At 39.4% G+C, this 24762-nt stretch carries 9 protein-coding genes and 1 pseudogene; all 10 read right to left on the reverse strand.

The annotated features are described in order from the left end of the window. Positions 1 to 21: 21 nt before the first annotated feature. Complete coding sequence (gene lacZ, locus AC5SR4_RS16770) at positions 22 to 3123, reverse strand: beta-galactosidase, LacZ type (RefSeq protein ID WP_495357425.1); 3102 nt, start codon at positions 3121 to 3123, stop codon at positions 22 to 24. Between the two features lie 228 nt (positions 3124 to 3351). Next, complete coding sequence (locus tag AC5SR4_RS16775) at positions 3352 to 6144, reverse strand: endo-acting ulvan lysase-like protein (RefSeq protein WP_495357426.1); 2793 nt, start codon at positions 6142 to 6144, stop codon at positions 3352 to 3354. An 84-nt stretch (positions 6145 to 6228) separates the two neighbouring features. Beyond that, positions 6229 to 8097 carry a glycoside hydrolase family 97 protein gene (locus AC5SR4_RS16780; RefSeq protein ID WP_495357427.1) on the reverse strand — a complete coding sequence of 623 codons (1869 nt, stop codon included), beginning with the start codon at positions 8095 to 8097 and terminating at the stop codon, positions 6229 to 6231. A gap of 302 nt (positions 8098 to 8399) precedes the next feature. Next, complete coding sequence (locus AC5SR4_RS16785) at positions 8400 to 8606, reverse strand: hypothetical protein (RefSeq protein ID WP_495357428.1); 207 nt, start codon at positions 8604 to 8606, stop codon at positions 8400 to 8402. A gap of 71 nt (positions 8607 to 8677) precedes the next feature. Beyond that, positions 8678 to 11635 carry a glycosyl hydrolase 115 family protein gene (locus AC5SR4_RS16790; RefSeq protein ID WP_495357429.1) on the reverse strand — a complete coding sequence of 986 codons (2958 nt, stop codon included), beginning with the start codon at positions 11633 to 11635 and terminating at the stop codon, positions 8678 to 8680. 109 nt (positions 11636 to 11744) lie between these two features. After that, positions 11745 to 12470: pseudogene (locus AC5SR4_RS16795) on the reverse strand (SDR family NAD(P)-dependent oxidoreductase). A 151-nt stretch (positions 12471 to 12621) separates the two neighbouring features. After that, positions 12622 to 18786, reverse strand: coding sequence for a LamG-like jellyroll fold domain-containing protein (locus tag AC5SR4_RS16800; protein ID WP_495357430.1), 6165 nt, complete (start codon positions 18784 to 18786; stop codon positions 12622 to 12624). Between the two features lie 200 nt (positions 18787 to 18986). Beyond that, positions 18987 to 21356 (reverse strand): glycoside hydrolase family 2 TIM barrel-domain containing protein, encoded by a 2370-nt coding sequence (locus AC5SR4_RS16805; protein WP_495357431.1) that lies wholly within the window; start codon positions 21354 to 21356, stop codon positions 18987 to 18989. A gap of 335 nt (positions 21357 to 21691) precedes the next feature. Then, positions 21692 to 22903 (reverse strand): DUF5013 domain-containing protein, encoded by a 1212-nt coding sequence (locus AC5SR4_RS16810; RefSeq protein ID WP_495357432.1) that lies wholly within the window; start codon positions 22901 to 22903, stop codon positions 21692 to 21694. 34 nt (positions 22904 to 22937) lie between these two features. Continuing rightward, positions 22938 to 24752: a RagB/SusD family nutrient uptake outer membrane protein gene (locus AC5SR4_RS16815; protein WP_495357433.1), complete on the reverse strand. Its 1815-nt coding sequence runs from the start codon at positions 24750 to 24752 to the stop codon at positions 22938 to 22940. Between the last annotated feature and the right edge of the window lie 10 nt (positions 24753 to 24762).

Here is a 24762-nt window from a genome sequence, read left to right on the forward strand (position 1 = left end):
TTTTTTTATATATCAACATCTTTAATTAATATATATGTTAAAATTAAAATTGTAAATCGCAGGTTGAATCAAATATTCTGGATGTGGTTTTGCTCCCCAACTGGTATCACCACCAACACCCATTTGGATTTTGTTTATTTGCCATTCTATAAAAGGCTGTTTTTCTATATCAGTGGGGTGTCTTTGGTCTTTTTGATAGCCATCATCAAAACTTTCTTGGGTATAGGGCATGGCGCTTGTTTCGAAAGGTTCTGGGGATGAAATCGTTATGGCCTGTCCTTTTAAATTACTCAATTTCACCCATCTAATATCTGTTTTATTCCCATTCTCCTGTGGACGTGCATAGGAAAAATACTGGTCTTCAGCGATTCCTGAATACAGGCCGATTAAAGATCCCGTATTGCGATCTATATAATTTTCATGGGGACCTCGACCAAAGTATTCTAAATTTTCGTAATCTTTATGCAAACGTGTCCTAAAACCTATTTTAGGTATTTCAGGTAAATCTTTATCATTGAAATCAAATTGGCTTTTTACCTCAATATTTCCATCGCCATAAATTTGGTATTCAAGTGCTGCTTTTCTACCTTTTAAATCCTTCATCTCAAATTCCACATCAACTTCAACCAATCCTGGAATGACTTGACTAACTTCAAAATTGACGACTTCGAAACTTTTTACAATGTCTTTCCAAACTTTACATCGGTTTTGCATACCATTTCCAAAATCGTTATCTATCGGTGCTCTCCAAAAGTTTGGTTGTAAAGGCATTTCCAATACTTCCTTTCCTTGTTGATGAATCGAGGTAATCCATCCTGTTTGCTTGTTAAAACTGACCTCAAAATTCGCTGCTTTGACTTTCAATTTGTCTTTAGCATCTGCCAATTCCAGTTTTCCTTTCGCCATGTTTATTCTTGGTTGGGTGAGTGATATTGGCATTTTAAATTGTTCGTAAGCCACTACAGACCCCGATGGTACTAAGTCAGTTTCCTTTTTCGATTTTAAATACACGTTCAAAAAATACGCTACGTTTACTTCTGGAACAATCGTAGGTATATCTAATTTTATAACCTTAGTGTTTAAGGGATTTACTTTTATATCGTCAACCGTTCCTTTCTTATAAATAACTCCATTTGCTTCGATGACCCACTCCAGTTTTAAATTGCTCAAATCATCAAATGAATAATGATTCAATAACTGTATTTGACCGTTGTTTAAATCTACCTCTCGAAAATATACAGGTTGATACACTTTTTTCAATTCAAACAAATCAGGATGTGGTGTACGATCGGCATTCACGAGTCCATTCATACAAAAATTGTTATCACTCGGTACATCTTCAGGACCAAAATCACCACCATAGGCCCAAAATTCATGACCATTGTCGTCTTTTGTTTTTAAGCCCTGATCTACCCAGTCCCAAACAAAACCACCTTGCAATTGTTTATATTTATATATTAAATCCCAGTAATCCTGAAAATTTCCTAGACTATTGCCCATAGCATGTGCATATTCGCAAGGAATTAAGGGTCTGTCTGATTTTGTTCTTGCATATTGCTCCATACCTCCCATAGTAATGTACATATAGGCCACAATATCGGTATTAAACTCTTCACCTGCTCTTTCGTACTGTACAGGTCTACTCGAATCATTTTCTTTAATCCAATTATAGGTTGCATAAAAATTAGCTCCATTCCCTGCTTCGTTCCCCAATGACCAAATAATTACAGAAGGTTGGTTTTTATCTCTTTCAACCATGTTTTGAGTTCGGTCTAAATGAGCAGCCATCCAGTTAGGCTTATTACCTAGTGTTTTGTCTAAATCGTAACCAATTCCATGAGATTCGATATTTGTTTCATTTACAACATAAAAACCAAAGGTATTGCACAACTGATAAAACTCCGGATCTTGCGGGTAATGGCACGCTCTAATAGCATTAATATTATTTTGCTTCATGAGCTCCAGATCCTTCATTCTTGTTGCATGGTCAATGACATGGCCTTTTGTTTCATGGTGCTCGTGTAAATTTACGCCTCTTAACGTAACAGGCACTCCATTTACTTGTAACAAACCATCCTTGATCTCTACGGTTCTAAAACCAATCTCTTGCTGAATGGCCTGCAACACGTTATTACCTGACTTCAGTTCTATTTCCAATTGGTACAAATTAGGAAACTCTGCAGACCACTTTTTCACATTTTCTATTAAGGAATTAAACACTACTCTATCAGTGCTTACAGTCTTATTCTCTTCATAAATTATCTTATCTGCACCTACTATTCTTGTTGTAACGGATAAGTTGGCATGCTCTCTTTTTCCTGTCAGATCAACAGTTAACCCAAATGCACCATTTTTATAATTGGTGTCTAAAGATGATTTCACAGTAAAATCAACGATTCTATTTAGGGGTGTTGCCACTAAATAAACATCTCTTTCTATTCCTGAAAGTCTCCAGAAATCCTGATCTTCAAGATACGAACCGTCACTCCAACGAATCACTTTCAAAGCCATTAGGTTTTTTCCTTTTTGAAGATAAGGCGTGATGTTAAATTCTGCTGGTGTTTTACTATCTTGACTATATCCCACATACTGACCGTTTACGTACAGGTAAAACGCAGATTTTACAGCTCCAAAATGAACAAAAACCTGTTTATCTTCCCATTGTGATGAAACTTCAAAAGTTCGTCTGTAAAGCCCTGTAGGATTGTAATTCTCAGGAACTATTCCTTTGTTTTCTTTTATTCCCCAATTTTTAAATGGATATTGAACATTGGTATAAATAGGATAATCGTATCCATGCATTTGCCAATTGGATGGTACAGGGATATGGTCCCATTTTTTATCATTAAATTCTGTACCCTCAAAACCTTTTACCACAGATTCAGGGTTTTCTACCCATTTAAATTTCCAGGTTCCATTTAATGATTGATAATAATCAGATTTGGATGGATCTGCTTTCTTGGCTGTTTCTATATCTTGATAAGGAATGAACCATGCATGCGCATGCTCTTTATTAACTCTAAAAATCTTTTCATCTTTCCATTCATTTCCTGTTTCCTGTGCCTTTACACCTATAGAAAGACTCAATACTACAAAGAAAAACAACGCCTTATATTTATTCATAATTCTTTTTTTATCTATTATTATTTTAAAAGTGATTTTTGTTAAATGTTTTTTTTCTTTATATAAATTTTTTAGTAGTCTAATAATTATTTTTATTTATAATACCAAAATCATAACAATTCTTATTGAATATTTGCTCATTGTTTTTTGTATTGTTATGATGCTTGCTATTAGCAAAAAATATGATGCACAACCAATAAATACTTTTTATTTTGTCAAGAAACTCCATTAGTTTAGCTCCATTTTAATGGTTTGAAAAGCAAGTTCAGGAAGGTGGAATATGATTGTTTTAGTTTTTCTGTCATACTTCCCTATATATTCTTTTCCAGCAACATCAGTTATCACTGGTTTTTTGATTTTATTTTCAGCCTTTATTATTAAATCTGTAGGAGCTTCGGTAGAAATAAACCATTGATTCTTTTCCTTTTTTAAGGATGCTGAAGCTGGTTCACCTATCACTTCAAGTATATAGTTCGCATTAGAAATTGATTTTCCCTTTCCTAAAAACAAGGTAAAATAATCGTTTTGTTTGCTAATCACTCCGTAAGTTCCTTTTACCAACAGTTCATTTTTAGCTAATTCATTGTTGTTGCTTGTACTGGAAAAAATAAAGGTTTCTTTTCCTGATTTTTCTACAATATAAATCCCAACGTTTTCTCCAGTTCCAAAGTAATCAACTGAATTAATCCCCGTATTTCCATATACGCTAGGTTCGTAAATTGCCACAAAAGGATATGACCACGCCTCACCATTTTGCTTGACCACCAAAGTAGGAATTGGGCTATTACTTAATACTTCTGGAAGTGGCCCATGACGAAATGCGGTTGATTTTGGTGACATTACAGAGAATACTTCGCGGTTTTCTTCTCCTTTGAACCACAGATTCATATTTACGGTTCGATCTTCCATTTTTAAAGAAAATTGTCCTTTAAAGTCTTCATTAGTTTTAATGGATTTTTTATCCCACATATAATCATACGCCACTAAATCGCCATCTCCAAAAGCTAATTTACTGGTAGGCTGAAGTTTTAATTCATCGTCGCTTGGGGTTGTTAATTTAAGTTTCTGACCTAAATTATGATAAAAATATTCGTGCTTTACATCATTGCCAATATTCTGTTTGGAGCGAAAAATATCTACATAATAGCCTCCTGTATCATTTTTAACAATCCCCATAACCCTACGTTGCTGACTTTGGGTTTCCGGTTCTAGAAATTCCACATCTGAAAACGTAAACCCTTTTATATTTCCTTTTTTACGTTGACTTTTTGGATACATTCCTAAAACCTGAAAAGCGTGGTTGCTCTTCATTTCGGGATATTTGGATTTTCCGTTTACAATAACCGTATTGTGGGCAGGAAACTGCGTGTAATATTCTGCATAGTCTATCGAGAAATAACCGGAACCATTACCCATCTCTGGGGCTAATGGTAATCCTTTTCCGTATAATTCCATAGCAATGCCATTAGAATGCATGTGGTTTCCAAAAGAACCTATTTGACTAATCATTAATGCGTCATTTTCATCGTCTCCCTGTCTTTGTACCAACCAACTTGTTTTAGGCGCATAAAACAAAGGCGATGTGAAATCTGATAATTTACCTGCTGTAATGTCATTTTTAACATTCAAAGCTTCATGCGAAAATAAATCAGAAATCGTTCTACCTTCAAACCTACCATTAAACAATTCTTTATCATAAATGGTTTTAAGCATTTTAGTAAAGTAAACCTCATCTTGGGGTTTGTTATACTTTTGAGCATTCTCTATTAAATATTTTATAGGTTCTGACCGCAGGTGACCGTAATGTCCATCTCCAAAGGAAACTTGATACTTGTTTGGATATAAATATTCTGGAGTAGATATAACTGCTTGCCTTAGTACTGGTATTTCTTTAATTAAGTCTATATCAAAATTACGATCGTAAAACTCAGCAAAATGGATAAAGTCATTCAATACATTCATAGAATAACCGGGGCTTTCATTCCAAATACCTGTTTCATAATCATAGCCATAATCCATTAGTTTTTTCATAGACCATTGGCGTATGGATGTCTGGTTCATTATTTGATCTAAATAATATGGCCCTCCTTTACCATTTTCATAATAATCATTATTTTCCAAAACCAATGCAATGTTAGATATGTGGGCTGCCTGCAATAAATTCCAATTATTAAAACTCACCCCGTTTTTAATAATTAAATCTGCCCATTTTTGCAGTGTTGCATCGTATAATTCTAAACTATCCTGGTGGTTGTTTTCTATATAGGTATGCAGAAAATCATAACATTGGGTAACTTCATTCAACACATGCTCTTGAATGACTTCAAATTGAGTGTAACCAACTAATGTTTGATGGTGACCATGACTTAAATCTATTGGTTCATTTAAATAATATATCCCTTCAAGGTATGTGTTTAAAACGCCATAAGCTAAATTTGCATACTTTACATCTCCTTCATACCAATATAAAAATGCGGCATCTCTTGCCATACTCAAAATCTCACGATTAATGGAAGCTGTAATTCCACTTGTTGCAGGTATGGATGCCCATTCCCATACATCAGTAGATTTATTTTGTAAATACAGCCCTCGTGGATCATCCATATATGGTTTAACATCCTCTAATTTTGGTCTTTTATAATCTGTTGGTGTTCCACGTCCACCTATAAACTTAACCGTAGGTTCTGGTGCTTCTCCATCGGCATGATCATAAGTACCACCATTAATATATACTTGTGTGGATTTAGTGTTCCAATACATCTGTAAACGCGAACGTAACCAATCTTGATTTTCTTTGCAATTTTCCAGTATGGGTTTCAATCTGACTTTTGTCTTTTCTATCACAACTTTTGCCCATGCCTCTTTTTTAATAAGACTTTCTAACTCTTCTTTACTTTCTGAATGTGCTAAAATTCTAGGATGAACCGTTCCTATGGATTGAGGAACAGGAAAATTTTGGGCATTAGTTTTTAACCCTTTAATTGAAAATAATATAATAATGGCAATAAAGAAGTTCTTCATTTACTTTAAATTAATGTTTTTTTTAAAATAAAGGTTGCCAAATTAATTTGGCAACCGCTTTAAATTAACTAACTCAAAAAAATACTACTTAATTTTACTAAGATGGATTGCCGATCCACCCGAAGCTATTAATCTAATCTTTAATTCTTCTCCTTTTTTTACTTTGATTTTTTTAATGCCAACTTTTGTTGGTGTATTAACACTGTCATCATCACTATAAATAATAGCTTCATACGTTGCTTTTGCATCTAAAAAATTCAGTTTTATATTTATCTCTCTTGCATCATTGTTTGTGATCGCTCCAATAAACCAATCGTCTCCAGACCTTCTAGCTATAGTAATGTATTTACCAATTTCACCATTTAAAATTTTTGTATCATCCCAAACTGTTGGAACAGCGTCGAAAAAGGCGATTTCTGGTTCACCTGTATATGCGCTAGGTTTATCATACCAATACAAAAACTGAATGGGACTATAATACACTACCGAAAGTGCTAATTGGTGCGCATGGGTGGTCTTAATACGGTTGTTGTAATAACAAATGGTGTAATCTCCTGCACCAGCCAAATAACGCGTAAAAGGTAAAATAGTGTTGTGTGTAGCATCTGGCATTTCTTCGTTACCACGAATCCCTTCTTGTGTCATTAAGTTGGGATAGGTACGGCTGAATCCTGTAGGGCGATATTCATCATGAACATCAACCATTAATTGATATTCTGCCGCTTTTTTTATAGCATTATGCAACCAGGTTGTCCAACGGTTTGATCCTATTTGCACAAACCCAAACTTAATACCTTTTATTCCCCATTTTCTATATTGGGTAAAAACGGCATCTAACCTATAGGTAAGTGCTCGTTGATTGATATATAGAAAAACGCCAATATCTTTATTTGCTGCATAATTGACCAATTCTTGCATATCTAAATCGCGTTGCGGAGATACTGTAGTGGCATCTGAACTCACTTTTAATTCAGATCCATACCAACCCGCATCTAAATGGACATATTGTAAATTACGTTGGGCAGCAAAATCGACACAGGCCTTAGCTTCCTTAGTAGTTAAACCAGAACGAATGACTTTTCCCGGCTTAATCCAAGAAGTATTTTCTAGTTGATTTGGTTTGTTTAGGTTTAAAACAATATCATTATTTTCTAATAATTCTCCCGGTGTTTCAGCAACCATAATAACGCGCCAAGGAGTTGAATAACGTCTTATAACATCAACTTTGTCATATATAGACAAGTTGATTGTATTCTGTTTTTCTGAACTAAGTTTAAATTTACCACGGCTATAGTCTATCATTTCAGCTTCTAACAATGCAATATGAAGTCCATTTTTTAAATCTAACGTTAAAGGGCGCTCACATTCATCTGGCCAATCTTTTAATGGCAGATAACTGTAGGTTCCCTGGGCCCAACGCTCATAATACGCCATGGTTTCTTCTGGCAAGGTATAACTGGTCTGTTCTCCTACAATATGAAGAAACAATCCATTAGATGTTTCAGGAAAATGATAGCGAAACGCAATGCCTTCATCATAAGCTCGTACAATTACATCCATCTTATAGCTTCGGCGTTTATCGTAACCGGTTTCAAAATGCCCCTCTACTAATTCAGCGGACTCATCAAACTTACTAAAATGAAGAACTAATTCATTATAGTTGTCTTTTATCAAGTTTCTTTCTCCATAAACAGGTTGCCATGTTTTATTTACTGTGTCCCTGTCTACAGACTTCAATTCCAAATTCTCACACCATTTTTTACTTGAATCGTTTTCTATTCCCAAAGCAGATTCAAATAAATTATTTTCAATAAGAACTCCTAATTCCGACTCCAAAACAACAGGCTGATAGTTGAAACTTACTTGATAATACATTTGGGTTACCGCACCCTCAACTTCTTTTTGATAAAATTGAAATTTAAGTTGTCCATTGGGAGACTCAATTTCTTTCAAGCTACTTTGTACAATCTGTGCTTTGACTCCAAAGGAGAAAGCTAAAATGACTATGAAATATATTATTCGCTTTATCAAAATATCTTATACGGTTTAGTTTAATGAATTTGGATTTAATATTACCCAAATAGCTTTTACAATTTTAGCTAATAACCATTAAGAAACTTATAAATTATGATCCATTTTGTATAAAAAACAGTCCATTTAACCACAACTAGCACAGAAATTACGGTTTTTTGGATAAGTATAGGCCGAAACTATTATCTTAACCAACACGCTTAAAAGTGCTATTTTTATCAACCTCAACTTGTTTCGGGTTCTTTATGTACATTCAACTTATGGGATTCCGAACTAAATTCTGAATGACACTTTTCTTCTACTTTTCTATACCCAACGTACATTGGGTCCGTTACCGGGCAAACCAAAATGTTCTTACCAAACATGTATTGATTATCAATATCCAATGCCTTTTTGTCATTGAAAAAATCCACCACCAGAGCATGTATCATGCTGAAGTTGTTATGGGTTACCTCCTAAGAGTTAGAATAAATATAAGGTAGCAGACTGCAGCGCAAATCAATCATTTTTTTAAGCGCATAGTAGTCTTCTTTTTTTCGGAAACACCAAAGTATGAATCCGGTCTTTTTCCAAAATCAACTTCAAATTTATCGATCACCACACCTGGGTCTATCATCATAATTTTTAGCGTATGTTTTCCTTTCGCCAGAACCGTCATCTGGCATTCGGGAATCGCTGCTGCACGAAGGACGTTGGTTTGCCATTCCAGATTGTTCTCGTCCATCGCTTTCTTTAGCATAGCGTTAACAATCAATGGCTTTCCGCCATCAATGCTTACTGCAAAGCGAAGTTGATAATTGGCATTGATGGGTTGGCTGGGCAAACAATAAAAGTAAACGGTGGCATTGCCGCTTTTTGTCGAATAAAAATCATAGCTCAATGATGGCGCTTTGCTTAAATCGTCAGGATTGAATGGCGGAGCAGTCACTGGGAAAGTTCCCATGGCATCACCTGTGCGTCCAAGTCCTTGAATCAATTTCCAACTGGTATTAGCTTGTTGTCTGGCTTCCGAAAAATGTTCAGCTTCGATTGATACCACACCATTATCTTCCACAAAGACATTTTTACCAGTAAGAATCCAATCGGGTTTGATTGCTTTGATTTGAATTGGATAACTTTGACAATTCAGTTCAACATTCACCGTTGCCTGAACGGTATCATTGGTTGAAATTTGATTCCAATCGACCGAGACCCAAATTCGTTTTTGAGTTGCTGTTTGGCCTGACTTTTCAGAAAGTTTTATCCACGACTGATCTGTTTCAGCCTTCCAGTTCAAAGGTTCACTCCCTGCATTGAAGACATCTACAAAATAACTGCAATCAGTGTATTTATTGAAGACAGGCAGCGTTGCTGTTGTTATAGTCAGATTAATTGGTTCTGAATCTCCTTCTGGCACAACCCCACCTGCAACTTTTTGCTGGGGATCAACATGTCCTGTTTCTGGCATATCAAACACCTTTAAGTCTCGCGGATGGTAAGAAATGATATTGTTCCATCGACCACCAGCTATCTCCCGGTTGTATTTTTCAGTTTTAGACTTAATCTGCTCAAAAGCCTGTTTAGCCTGCTCCGTATATTGGTTGGCAATCACTCTTCCTTGCTTGGCGTACACACGGCTTTTGTAGGCATACAACATCTTTTTGTTCATATTGGAAGCGCCAATCACCTTGTAACCTACCAATTCAAAAAAAGCGTCTTTTAAACGATTGGGTAATTTCAAATAAAGACTGTCAACCTGCTTTTCCAGCTTGTCGTAAGCATCAATGCGTTGTTGTACCTCATCGCCATGGTTATACAATGAAAGCGCTGGATCTTGTATCTCTGTGGTCGGATAAACCGTGCTCCACCCCATGTGCTCAGGCTTCCTCGAAAATCCGAGCTGAAAATACTTTTGTAGGATATCGCCAATTTCGGCTGCATATTCCGCCCCAAACTGCTTTTCTGCAAAATGATCGTACCAGGATTGCAGGTTGTCCGGCGAATACTGATCAGGATTCCAGGCCATATTCAGGAAAAAATCCATCCCGATTTCATTGGCCTTGATATCGCCCACATTAACGATCCAAATGCGTTTGGCATTGGTTTCGTACGCTTTGTGCATTTCTTCCCAAATCAGGGAAACAGGGGTTGACTCTATCCAAAGATAGTCATGTGGTCGTCCCCAATACGAAATATGATAATAAACGCCTGCACCACCAGAACGTTGGCGTTCAGCTGTGTCTGACAACTGCCGAATGTACCCGTTGTTGTCGTCTGCCCACATAATGGCCGCATAGTCCGGTACTTTTGCCCCTTTTTGATAAACCTTCAATACTTCTTTGTACGGGCAGAAAATCTGTGGAATTCGGCTAACATCTTTTCCCGTTTCTTCTTCTAAAATTTTTCTTTGTGCCTCAAACACATGACCCAGAATTCGCACTTTATCGTCGAGTGTTTTTCCACCAGGCATACCGCCATCGTGGATGCCGCGCATGCCAATAGTGTAAATCCCATCATGATTTACTGTGGAGTCCACGCGTTGACGCCAGTATTCTTCAATTTGCCTAGGGTTTTTATCAAAATTCCAATCTCCCCGTTCCCCTGAAGAAGGCTCCCAACGATGCCATTCATCCACGTTGCTGCGCAGCATCGGTTCGCAATGGGAAGAGCCCACGAAAATACCATAGCGATCAGCCATTTTAATGTTGTCAGGATAAGTGAAAAAAGCACGTGTACAATCGTGCATGGCTGGCCAAATGGCGTTGCCCTTTAACCGCAAAAGCAGCTCAAATACTTTAGCGTAGGTTTTTGGCCCAATGTCACCAGTCTCCGTCTCATAGTTTTTCGCTGCCCAGGGCTGGAGTCCCCAATCTTCATCGTTAATAAAAATGCCCCGGAACTGAACTTTGGGCCCATCCTGCAGAGATAAATCCCCTGGCAAAGTAACGGTTTCTTGCTTTTTGGGATGAACATCATCCCACCAAACCCAGGGCGACACTCCAATCCGTTGGCTAAGTTCCATCAACCCATACGCTGTTCCCCGGGGTTGACTGCCTACAACATACAGGATCTTCTTACCTTTGTCCTGCATGGCTTTCACTATAAATGATTCCCATTTTCCTTTCAGACTATCGATGGCGATTCCATTTGCCCTGCACTCCTTGTCAAAATCCAGGTTTAGTCCTAAGGTTCCTACTTTAATTTGATACGGCGAATCACTCATTGATTTGATTTTGGGTTTTCGGTCTGAGACCATCATCACATCGTTGGTAAATAAATCAATAGCGGTGTGAACGAATTCCTTTTCGTTGGGCTGAACAACTATTTCGGCTGTATTTTGAGGTGAGGATATGACAAACATACTGTCGTTATTTGATATGCTACAGGAACTCCCCAAAAGGATTGTTGTTGACAGAATTATCCATCTTGAAAGTTGTGATACCATTTTGAATTTTTTTATTGGTGTTCGTTTAGTTTTCATAAACACTATTTTTCGATTACAATCTTATCGTAACTGTAGTTGCCATGTTCGCCAACTACAGTTACGATAAGCCTGTATTGTCCTCTCGGTAAAATGGGACTCAGGAATTTCAAAGATGATTCGGGATATTTGCAATACAAATCAATGAGGTTCTAGCCAAAACTTTTTTACTTCTTTCCATATAAGCCCCGTCTACATTGATTAATACTTTTCTGTTTTGGTCTCCTATAAAAAACCCAGGAGCAATAGCGTTTACACGCACTTTTTTCCAAAATTTAGTTCCCAATTCCGTTGATAGCCATTTAGTTAAAATATCTATCCCACTTTTTGCAACAGAATACCCAGGCACTCTTGTTATAGCTGATAAAGTAGCCATAGATGATACATTAATAATACTACCAGATTCCATATTGGACATGGCTTCTCCAAATACAATACAAGGTTATACGGTACCATGTAAATTGAGATCGGTTACTTTCTGAAAGTCTTCAATTTCCATATCAAATATAGTCTGCTCTTCTGAAAGGGTAGCTCCTGGCAAATTACCTCCTGCGGCATTAATCAAAATATCTATTCTTCCCCAAGCTTTTAGGATTTTTTCTCTAGTCACTTTCATTTCCTCTACATCCAATACATTGGATACATATCCTATAGCTTCACCTCCCAATATTTTCAATTCTGCAACTCTTGTTTTAACATTTTTTTCTCTTATGTCCAGCACGACCACCTTACATCCTACTTTTATTAAATGTCTTGAAATACTACCTCCCAAAACACCCCCTCCTCCTGTAACAATAGCTACTTTGTCTCTAATGTCGAATAAATTATTTTTCATCTCTTTCTTTATTATTTTATCGTTTTTTAATGCCACTTATGAGTTCCCGTCAAGCTCTAACAAGCTTTGGCATGACCTTTCAATTTGGTTGAAAGGAGAGTAATTAGGAAGGCAGGAACAAACTGTCCTACCTTCCATCATTTTTGGTAATCTATTCCTTTAGAATTTTCTTCACAGTAATATTATTTCCATTGGTAATATTCAAGAAATATATTCCTGAAGGCAATTTATCGAAAGGTATCACTTCTGAATTATTATTCAAAGCTTGGGACTGCACTTTAATCCCTAATGAATTATATAATATAAGTGTAGCTCCACTATGGACTTCACTTACTTTTATATTCAAAAGGCTAATAACAGGATTAGGGTAAACAGTTATATCTTCCGTAGTATTTTCATTTTCACTAATCACGACTTTACTACTACTGGTTTTGCTTGCCATTTTATTTGCAGTACTACAAGTACCCAGTTGATCTCCATGATCCATATGCCATTGAACCGAATTAGAACTCACACAAATTTCTTGTCCATTATGACAAATCATAACTTTATCTTCAGAATTGCCACACTGTACATCTATGATTTTGATCACAATAGAAGCCCTTGTTTGGCAACCTTTTGCATCAGTTATCTGCACACTGTAGGTTCCAGCAGCTGATACTGAGATAGTTTGTGTCGTTTCGTTTGTATTCCATGTAAAGGTGTAAGGAGCCGTTCCTCCAGCAGGAGGAGCTGTGATGTTAAGAAATGATGGTCCATAACCTATATAGATGGTATTTTTTTCGTCAATAGCGTCATTAAGCGCATACACATCAGGAATCGTCGCGGTTAATTGAACCGGATTGGTGTCATCACAATCATTATTGTTATCTACACCACAGGCTACAGGATTACCTGCACCTAATCCGTCACCATCATTATCAACATATAAAATTTTACTGTCATCACAATCAAAATTATTGGTAGCATAACCTTCAAGCACAACCGATGAGCATAAATACGCTTCAATTGTTGATCCAAATCCATCCTTATCGGCATCTACATAATAAAGAATTGGTTCATGAACAGTCACATCGTTATCATTACAATCGGTATTGTTGTCCGCATAGCCTTCAGGAGCTTCGTTCACTGGAAATAAAGCGGTTGTAGTTGAACCAAAACCGTCATTATCTTCATCTACGTAAAATACTTTAGTCACCGTTAATGATTGTGTAACTGAAGGGGCAGCATTGTACATATCATTACCAGTTTGTGAAGCCGTAATTTCAGAAGTACCAACACCTACAATATGAATCTGATTACTAACTATTGTAGCCACATTTTCATTTGAACTGGTATAGCTAACTGCTAATCCTGAAGAAGCTGTAGCTCCGGCATCAAAATCGACATCGCCAATAAGTTTCACAGGTATAGTACCAAAATCAATAGTTTGATCCTTCCTAATCATCAGCTCTACAGTATAAGTACTGGAACCATAATAATTGGTAGCGGTTATATCCACAGAAAAAGTCCCTGCCGCTTGGGGTACACCAGAAATAACACCGGTGCAGGTATCTATACTTAAGCCTTCCGGCAATCCGGTAGCCACGAACTCTTCCGGTAAATTAGAAGCCACGGTCGAATAATGGAATTCCGAACCGTATGTACTTTCTACAATACTGTCACTACTAAATTCCGGTAAATGCGCTGGCAGCCCATAAAACTCAAGTTCGGCAATACTCCCGTAACCGTTTGGCGAAAAGTACCGAACATAACGATATCCTTTACTATTGGAAATAGTTTGTTCCGTCATCACCCATTCAGCGGGCCTTGGAATAAAAAACAATATTTCAGCATCACTGAAATCGGGGCTATTGGCGCCCTGGATCTGTGATCCGTTCATACGGTGTGAATGACTGGGACGTGGCGCGTAACGCACTTTCGTGATTACACTCCTGCCATCGTCACCCAAATCGTACCCTACCCAAGCGGTACTAGTCGCTGCATCGAAATACGTCCTGATATCCCCATCTACCGCTGCTTCCTTGGTCGTAGCGGGGTTATTGCCCCCAGAACCATCCGTACCTATTAATGTACCTGACAGTTTGGTTCCCAACCAAGGGCTTGAAGGCGATGAATCCTCGCTTTCGCCCACGTTATTAATGGTCGATACTGTGTAGAAGTATTTTTCGCAGTTCACTGCTGTTGTATCTATGTAGCTCGTATCAACTACGCTAGCAATTAACTCAAACGGACCTTCCAGATCAGTAGCCCTTTTGATATTATAACTGGTTCCTCCCAGTGCTGAGGCCCAACTTAATGACATCTGGTTATTTCCTGCAACGGTGGAAAGGTTATTCGGAGCTGCAGGTGGCAAATATGCGAAAGCCATTTCTGCTATATCTGAAGCGCCCAGTGCCTCGCTATAGATCCTGAAATCATCAACCTGCCCAGCCAGCAAAGGATCTGGCCACTGCGACTTACCTATCCAGTTTTGGGGCGTATGGCCCAAACTGGATGGACTGAGCGTCATGCTGGTATTTCGACCTACTTCTACGCCATCCAAATAAAGAATGGCCGTAGTACCGGATTGCGTCACGGCCAGGTGATACCATCTGCTTATGGTTAAAGTAGCACTTGTATTTATTTGCTGCTCTCCGCCTCCATTTTTAATAGCATACCGCAATCTCCCGTTGGATCCGTTTTTTGGTGTGATAAACATGTAGTTGCTTGTTCCAGAACCAAAGTCAAAGAGACGTGCCCAGTTGTCCACTTTATCAAGCTTTACCCAGGTGGTGATGCTAAAGTCCGTCAAAGAACTTACTATCCCTTCAGAGAGTGTAACATACCCATCGCTTCCGTTCAAACTCACGCCATTATCTATCAGGCCCTCTGTAAATGCTGCTCCTGAACTAAGAGTTCCCACATTATCACCCCATGAGTCCGCAGCACTTATACCTGTTGTTTCATTAAATTTCAAATAGACAACACGACCCCCGTTAGGAATCCCATTTATCTCTTCGCTATAAGCGCTTTCTCCGAGAGGTGTGGTAGCAGTTACTACATAATAGTAGGTAGAATCATTAAGCACTTCCGTGTCCAGATATTCATTGACTAAAGATGTGCCAACTTGTGCATAAGGCCCTCCGGAAATGTCTGATCTATAAACCGTATAGCTGGTAGCTCCCTGAGAATCGTTCCACTTCAGGGTAATCTTGTTATTGCCAGGTGCGGCCAGTAGGGAAACAGGCGCTACGGCAGGGAAATCCACCTCATTGAAAAGCGAGTCCACCTCTGCAGCTTCTAGCGTCCTGCTATAAATTCTAAAATCATCAACTAGACCTTCTAACAACGGATCAGGATATTGTGATTTACCAATCCAATTTTGGGTAGTATTGCCCAGACTGGATGGATTAAGGGTCATATTATCATTTCTACCTACTTCCACGCCATCCAAATAAAGAATGGCCGTAGTGCCGGATTGTGTTACAGCCAGATGATACCATCTCCCGGAGGTTAAAGTAGATCCCGTATTGATTTGTTCTTGGCCTGTTCCTTTATTTATACTATAGCGCAAAGTACCAGAATCTCCATTTCTTGGTGTAACAAACATAAAATTGTCTCTTCCTGAACCAAAGTCAAAAACTCGTGCCCAGTTGTCCACTTTATCAAGTTTTACCCAGGTGGTGATGCTAAAGTCCGTCAAAGAACTTACTATCCCTTCAGGAAGTGTCACATGCTCATCGCTTCCATTCAAACGCACTGCATTATCTATCAGACCTTCAGAAAATATAGTACCTGAACTCAAAGCTCCCATATTATCACTCCAGGAATCAGCGGCATCTGGTCCTTCTGTTTCATCAAATTTCCAATAGCTTACTTGCCCAGGTGTTGCCCTCACTTCCAATGAGCTCTCCGATTCTCCAAGCGCATTTATCGCTGTGATCACATAGTAATAGGTTGTATTTGGCGTTACGGTTGTGTCACTATATAAAGTGGTATCAGGACTGTCAATAATGGCATAAGCTCCACCACTCACCGTGGCACGTTTTACATGATAGCTAGTTGCACTTAAGCTTGCATTCCACGATAGATCAATCTGCTGCCCAGATACCGACTGAGCGGTTACTTCTTCGGGTGCCAGTGCAATAGCCAATTCTGGCGCAGCACTTATCTCTAAAGAATTGACACTCTCTCCCGAAAGGTTATCAGCAGACACCACATAATAATAAGTAGTACCATTTTCTAACCCTGTATCCTGATATTCCATTTTATTAAGATTGGCTGCTATAGTTGTATAAGGCCCGCCACTGGTTGTAGAGCGCTTTAAGGTATAGCTGGAAGCTCCAGTTACCTCATCCCAATCCAGCATGTTCTGGGTATTTCCAGATGATACCGTAAAGTTGGCAGGCGCCTCAGGTGCACTGCTATCAAGTCCTGTGACCGTAACGTGATCAAACCTCGTTTCATTCAATGAAGTGGCATTCCCCGAACAGTTGAAAAGCCCCACGTACACATTCTCTGCCATTTCGATTGTATGGCTACCTACTTCAAACCATACATCCTTGTTGTTGGACTCATAAACGGTAAAAGTATTTCCAACCCGGGAAATTCTGAACCAGATTTTGGGGCGCCAGGTGTAACGGTTTCCATCTACAAACCACATGTTTGCCCCTGTTTCGGTACGTAATCCCATTCCAGCGATACGCCAACCGCCATCACCAATTTTCATCAGTACCGTCTTGGCATCGGGATCTAGCGATTCACGGATCATGATCCCTGTTTTTTGCAGGCCTCCAAAGTCTTTCACCCTTGCAGTTAGCGTTACATCGCCTGAAGCGATTCCGTAAGTGAATCCCATAGAATCGAAATTTCCTTTTCCTATCCAACCCGCTCCTTTGGTAATAAAACTATGTCCGGTATTAACCTCGGCATAAACAGCTTCACCTTCAACACTCTGGATGCCTATGTCTGTTCTGGTCCATCCCGTTGGCAGCTCTTGTACCGCTTCCCTAGGCGTGGCTGAGATCTCAACCGACTCAGGCCCATCACCCACTTCGTTCCTGGCGGAAACCACATAATAGTACGTCGTGCCGTTTTCGACACCAAAATCGGTAAATCCTGGGGCTGTATTGCCCGTCCAGGAAGCTATGGTCGTATATGGTCCACCCGAACTTGTCGAACGTTTAACAGTAAACCCTTCGGCGTCCATGGTCTCTATAGCATTCCAAATCAATTCAACCCTGCCGATGCCCTCTAGTACAGTAAGACCTTGCAGCTGCCCTGGAGGTGCTGTAAAGGCCAGTGAGGAAGCGGCTGCATCCAGCGTAAAAGTGAGCGTACCATGACCCAACTGATCATTGGTACTGCCAGCAAATCGCATAATCTGTGCCATGGCTTCAACATGGGGTGCTTCCAGTCCCTGTTTTACCACATAATGATTATAAACGATTTCCCAAACAGGTTGATCAAAATATCTTCCCAGTTGATTGCTGGCTACCCAGCGGTGCCCGCGGTTGGCACAGGTGTTTAATTCTTCAAAAAATGGTGCATCGAGCGAAAGTGCTCCAGTACGGGCCGCGAATTCGGCCCCTTTCAGAAACCTATTGTCGTCATAGCCATACAGATCCACTCCCTGGTTCCAGGCCATTTGGCAAGAATTGGCCATCAACCCGATACCCAACAAAGCATGTGACTGGTCCCTTCCGGATTCCTGATATTGACCAAAATCTCCCTGAACAAAAGGGATGGCGTTATGGATATTACCACTACCAACTCCATTTTTAAAATACTCAATTCCCTCATTAAAAATATCCCGGTCATCCACCAGAATACCGATAGCAATCAGTGCAGAAACATTGTTCAAGTCCCAATTTGCCCAATAATATGTGGGGCAGGTACCTCTATGGTAGGTCAGGAAGTCGTGGCTTACAGGATAGAAATACTCCTTCATCATAAACTTAAACTTCTCAAAGTCCTCTGGAGCCCAGCCCTCATAGAGCCTCATGATCTCAGCCCCCATGGCCATAGCTGTAAAACCTATACCTCCAAGTCCCAATATATCTGTAGTTCCTCCAGAGGGTATTTGGTTAACGGTATTGGCATAGGCCATGTATATGCTTATAGCCTTTTCTGCATGGGCTACGTCCCCGGAGATGTACCAGCGGAGCGCGTTCAAGTAAGCCGCCTGTGCGTCCCTGTTCATGTTTTGCCTATAGTTCGCATTTTCTCTGGCGCCACTGGTCATACCATAAGTAGCACTCGACTTCCAGTCGAAAGTCAGCGCATTCCAGCCCTCGATCCAGGGACTCTCCCCAGCGGCTACTTTTTCTTTCATACGGTTGAGGTCTTCCAGCGTATGGAGCCCTCCAGGGTGTACAAACGTCTGTGACAGGGATATCCCGGTACAGACGAAAATTAGTAATAAGGTTAATAATTGTTTTCTCATAATTTAAATATTTAGTGGTTTAGTGGTAATCTTTTTATATCATTTTTTTTATTTGTGAATAGCATATATTCCTGTTCATCCTCATAATTTTACTCTATTGTGGTGATTTGAAGGCTTGTTTCAGGGAGGCCCTTAGACTTTACAATGATTTTTATATCTCCTTTTGAACGATTGGATTGAACCGTTAGCAAGGCTTTTCCAAAATATGTCTGAATTGAATTTCCTGTAAAAGGGTCTCTCAGGTCACCGTTGTCGAGACCTATCAATCTCCCACCGCCCACTACTTCAACCGAAATTTCTTGGTCAGTATTGGGAACCACCACGCCCTGGTCATCTGCCAATGTAATGGTAATGTGAGCTAAATCCTGCCCATCCGCTGTAAGCTGTGTGCGGTCTGTGGACAATAGAATTTGTGTAGGTTCTCCAGCTGTTTTCAACTCATAAAAAGCGGCTTCCCGGCCTACTTTGTAACCTTTGGCTACAATGCGACCTTTTTTATAGGGCACATACCATGTAATTGTATTATTCGGATACTCAGAAGTATTCCTGATCCCTAAAGATTCGTCGTTTAAGAATAATTCTACGCTATCGCAATTGGTTGTGGTTTCAACCTGAATGATGTGTCCGTCATATTGTGGAAAATTCCAGTGTTCTGCCAAAAAAGGCCAGCTCCAGTGAGGTTTTCCTGGATCTATATCCAATGACTGATCGGCCACTGCAATCCTCACCATGGGTTCATCGTTCCAAACAGACCGGTGAAATGCTGCAGCAGGTTTTTCAAACATACACACATCAAATGGACAGGTTACCCACCCAGTACTTGGCCATCCGCTGCTTTCCCCCAAGTAATCAACTCCTGCCCATATAAACTGGCCGAAGACATAATCATTATTAGCTACATCATACCAAGGGTTGACAGGGTAATAGGCGTAATATTCCTTATCTTTTCCTCTAAAGTAAGGGTAAGCTTCAGAAATATACATTATTCGATTAGTAAATTGTTTCTTCTCTTCCTCTAACCATGGTTCCTGATAATTGTATCCTACTACATCTAAAGATTGAGCAAAACCATTTTTATTAAATTCTCTTGATTTTGTAGGTCGCAATGCGGCTGTAACCAGCCGATTGGAATCCAGACCGTGAACATAATCACTAAGCATAATGGCACGTTCTGTACCTTCTTTTGATTTATATTCCTGCTCTCCTGTTTCATTTCCTATGCTCCAAAGCACAATGGAAGGGTGGTTGCGGTCCCGCAACACCATGGCATCCATGTCCCGCTGCCACCACTCGTCAAAATATTTTTTGTAATAGCCGCTCTTCCATTTATCGAATGCCTCATCGATAACCACAAAGCCCAGACTATCGCACATATCCAAAAATTCAGACGTTGGAGGATTGTGGGAGCAACGGATGGCATTGACGCCATATTCCTTGAGTATTTGAAGCCTGCGCAGGTAAGACCGATCGGGTACCGCAGTGCCCAAAGATCCTGCATCGGGATGGAGGTTCATACCTTTCATTTTTATGTTCTCCCCATTAAGGAAAAATCCATTATCTGCATCGAACCTAACCTCCCTAACACCAAAGGTGGTCCTGTACTGGTCGACTGTTTTGCCATTTATCTTTACGGTGGTTTCCATAGCATATAGGTTTGGCGATTCGATTGACCAAAGCTGTGGTGTCGTAAGTTTTAAGGATTGTTGTAGTGTCTCCTGCTTCGATTTCCCGACCTGAAACTTCGACTTTTCCCTTGTAATTTTCTTTCCTAGTTTGTCTACAATCTGGTTTTCCACCAAAACTTCAACTGGGCTTTGACTAGTGTTTTCTATGGTGGTAGCTATGTTGACCATAGCTTTCTGCTCTGAAAAATCAGGCGTGGTAATATAAGTTCCCCACGTAGCTACATGTACCGGATGGGTTGCCTTTAACCAAACATGTCGATAAATCCCCGAACCTGAATACCAACGTGATGAAGGCGCATCGCTGTGGTCTACTCTCACGGCAATGGTATTCTCTCCTCCGTAGTTTAAGTAAGGCGTTAGGTTATATTCGAATGTGGTATAACCGTAAGGATGAAACCCTAAATGCTTGCCATTGATGTATACGTCACTTTGATGGTAGACCCCATCAAATTGAATAACGACTTTCTTTCCTTCATAACTTTTGGGCAATTGAAACCCTTTACGGTACCAGCTAATGCCCCCCGGCAAATAACCCATGGATCCTTCCATCCAACCCTTACCGGCATTTTCCTTTGACACGGGTTGCTTGATGCTCCAGTCATGGGGCAGTTGGACTTCCTGCCAATTACTATCATCATAATTGGAATTTTTGGCTTCAGGGACATCCTCGAGCAAAAACTTCCAGTCAAAATCAAAATTTCTGGTCTCCCTTTGACTCTGTGCTACACCAAGGGCGGATATTAACAAGAAAACAATTGTGTAAATAAATTTCATTCTATTAAATTTCTAGTCTTGATTTATATCTCCTCATTCAGGATAATTAGCACTGTATAAATTATCCTTCTTGCCTCGGTTTTCATTCTAAAAATAGATGATTTACTGCTATAAGATTGCTACGATCGTATCTTCCTTATGGATATTCTTCGTAATTGCCATTGCCTGATTCAAAACAGGTATTATTACATCTTTTTTTAGTTTGGTTTTTGTTTGGAATTATTTAGTTAGTGGGTGGTAGTTGGATAAATAAAATTTTCAAAAATTTAAACCTTTGGATAAATTAAAATTAGAAATGCCCCCTTAATTAAGGGGGCATTCTAAAAAATAAATATTTAGTTTTTAACTAATTTAATCCATTTTCCTAAAAAGTAATTACCCTTTGAATCCCTACCTTTCAAGTTGCCTAAGAAACCTATCGACACTACTTGCGAAGTTTCCACAGTAAAATCGAGTGTTGCCTCTCCTGCAAAGCTTGGCGAGGTCTCACCAACCGTAGCTCCATTATAAAGCATAACAGACGCCAATGCTGTTGAAATATTAGCCAGATCGGGAATACCATTTCCTCCTGCCGCAACTTCTAAATAAACCGAAGAATCCGTTTGAACTTCTGCATAATAATTAAGTGTTATCGTATAACTCCCAACCGGCAACGCAAAAGATGTTGGTTGATAGATTATACCGTTATCGACTGGTGTGTTACCCCATGTTTCCCAGCATATATATCCTTCACGACCATTCCATTGTTCTTTTCCCCAGCCACCAACACCACTCTTATTCTTTGCAGCGCTATTACTTATCCATGGTTCTGAAAGTGTTCTCCATCTACCTGTACCACTATCTACATCAAATGTATACCCTCCTCCTTGAGCATCTATAGCTCCAGTATTTGCCAAAAAGTAAGGGGTTATATCACCCGCTGCAGTAGGGTTGATCATTACGGTAGAGCTTACTACGGTAGAACCTCCGATAGTAAGGTCTATATATCCTGTCGCAAACCCTTCAGGAGCAATCACTTTTATTTCATTATCCTGAATGGAAACAATCTCTGCAGTAGAACCGTTGAAAGTGATTACAAGGGCATTTGCATCAGTACCAAAATTACTTCCGATAATGGTAATCATATCTCCTGGGAAAGCAATATTTGAACCATTTTCAGCCGTGGTGGAATCCATTTTTGGCAATGGTTTTACCGCATAGCTGCCTATGGAATCTTTAACATGTGTCCATACCTGAACAGAGAGTTTCCCACTGGTTGCACCTTGGGGAACCCTTACTTCCATTATGTTGTCTTGATAACTCACAAAGTCGGTAACGAGTTCACCGTTGAAGCTTATTTTTGCAGCTTTAAAGCGATCTCCAAAATTACTTCCCGTAATGGTAACTATAGAGCCTGGATATCCTTCACTTGGGGAAAACCCATCTACAGTAATTTCGGGGTATGTTACCACATCAGGGTCATACTCAGCCTGACACGAAACTAAAGCCACAAATATACTAGCTAAAGCCAAAATACCTATTTTATATCTAAAACTTAATTTTTTCATTTGTTCATTTTTTAAAATATTATACGCTACGAGATTAATACCCTGGGTTTTGTAAAAGATTACCGTTTAAGTTGATTTCTTCAACAGGAATAGGACGTAAATAATTTTTGCGGGTCCAGCTTCTGTTACTACTTGGATCAACTACTATCGCTCTCTTAGGACCTTCGGCTGTATACTCTTTTATAGCTTCCCCGAATTGATATTTCGATGGATCGTACAAAGATGGATCAGTTTCATAATCCGTACCTTCTATAATAGGTCCGAAAATTGGTGCACTTAACACTTCTTCAGCAATACCCCATCTCATTAAGTCGTTAAACCTATTATTTTCCTGAAACAACTCTACTGTTCTCTCTCTTCTGATTTCTTCTAGAATATTCAAACTATAGGTAGTAGCCAATTGGTTGGTTAACGGAGCTACACCAGAACGTCCTCTTACCAAATTTAAGGACTCATTAAGCTCCTCGTCGGTAATAGCCCCATTCAGCTCATATAAAGCCTCGGCATAAGTCAGGTAAACTTCTGCAAGCCTGATAATTGGGAAATCTGATGATTCTTGGGTGGCTTCCCTATAATTTGGATAGTTATAAGACCTGAATTTACGGTTCCAATAAGGAACTCCTCCTTCTAAAAGTTTGGGAGTTTCTTCTGATAGTGTTACTTCTTGTTCATTACCACCCGCATATGCATATAGTCTGTAATCACGATCATACCACTGCTCATAGTTTGACTGGTACCCCTGAAATAATGGGGATTTATCGATTGGCAAACCGTCTGTCATAAGGAACATATCCAGAAAATTCTGGTTTATTGACGAGTAATAAGAAGCGTGACTAATATTGGTATCTCCTTGACGTAGCACAACATCATATTTACTATACAATATAAACTCCTTGTTCGTTGACTTGTCCAGTCCAGCTGGATTAGATCCAGCATCCTCCAAGTTAAAGAGGTAGTACATGCTCAAATTATTTAGCTCATCATTGTAGTTCCACAACTCAAAATTGCCGCTATCCATAACACTTTTAGATAAATCTGCGGCTTGTTGAAACATGTCGTTCATAGAAGGATACCCTGTAGGCTTTGCCGTTCCTGCGCCTTCGGATGTACCATCACCATCTGTAGTGGTACCCACATACTTTTCCCAAGTAGCTTCAAACAAAAGTGATTTTGCCAATAATGACTGTGCGGCTTCCTTGCTTATATGTCCTTTATCGTTAGAGGCTATACTTGACTCATTGGGCAAACCGGCAATGGCCGCTTCCAAATCGCTCTTCACTTGAAACATGACCTCGTAACGGGAGTTTCTTCTACTATATAGTTCTGGGGAATCTACATCCAGTACGGTTGTTATAATAGGTACTCCTCCAAACCTTTGGAGTAGAAAGAAATAATTATATGCCCTAAAAAAATTAGCGGCTGCAACATACTGGGCAATCTCTTCAGGTGCTCCAGAATATTCATTGGCTTTTTCCAAAAGCACATTGGCATCCCTAATATATTTATAAGAAAGCGTCCAGACACCATCAGTACCTGACGGATTGATATTGCCTTGTCCGTAGCCTGTAGGGATAGAGTTCAAATCAGACCCCCTGTCCAAAAGAAGTTGCTGCGCATTACCCTTAATTCTTATATCTTTATCATCTTGTCTATCTATTAATACATCCCAACTCCAAGACCACAAACTATTGTACAAACTATTGGCCGCAGTCCTAAAGTGGTCTGGTGTTTTGTAGTAAGATGATTCTGATAATGCATCTAGTGGTTCTAAATTCAGAAACTCTTTTTCACAAGCTGTTAACGAAATAAATATTCCAAACAGCATCCATATAAAATTATTTTTTTTCATTTTTTTCATT

It is taken from the genome of Aestuariibaculum scopimerae (assembly GCF_059428085.1).

Bases quoted from the DNA above. Each gene is read 5' to 3' on its own strand.
- lacZ (WP_495357425.1), bottom strand. From the start codon at position 3,123: ATGAATAAATATAAGGCGTTGTTTTTCTTTGTAGTATTGAGTCTTTCT.
- AC5SR4_RS16775 (WP_495357426.1), bottom strand. From the start codon at position 6,144: ATGAAGAACTTCTTTATTGCCATTATTATATTATTTTCAATTAAAGGG.
- AC5SR4_RS16785 (WP_495357428.1), bottom strand. From the start codon at position 8,606: ATGATACATGCTCTGGTGGTGGATTTTTTCAATGACAAAAAGGCATTG.
- AC5SR4_RS16790 (WP_495357429.1), bottom strand. From the start codon at position 11,635: ATGAAAACTAAACGAACACCAATAAAAAAATTCAAAATGGTATCACAA.
- AC5SR4_RS16800 (WP_495357430.1), bottom strand. From the start codon at position 18,786: ATGAAAGAAAAAGTAGCCGCTGGGGAGAGTCCCTGGATCGAGGGCTGG.
- AC5SR4_RS16805 (WP_495357431.1), bottom strand. From the start codon at position 21,356: ATGAAATTTATTTACACAATTGTTTTCTTGTTAATATCCGCCCTTGGT.
- AC5SR4_RS16810 (WP_495357432.1), bottom strand. From the start codon at position 22,903: ATGAAAAAATTAAGTTTTAGATATAAAATAGGTATTTTGGCTTTAGCT.
- AC5SR4_RS16815 (WP_495357433.1), bottom strand. From the start codon at position 24,752: ATGAAAAAAAATAATTTTATATGGATGCTGTTTGGAATATTTATTTCG.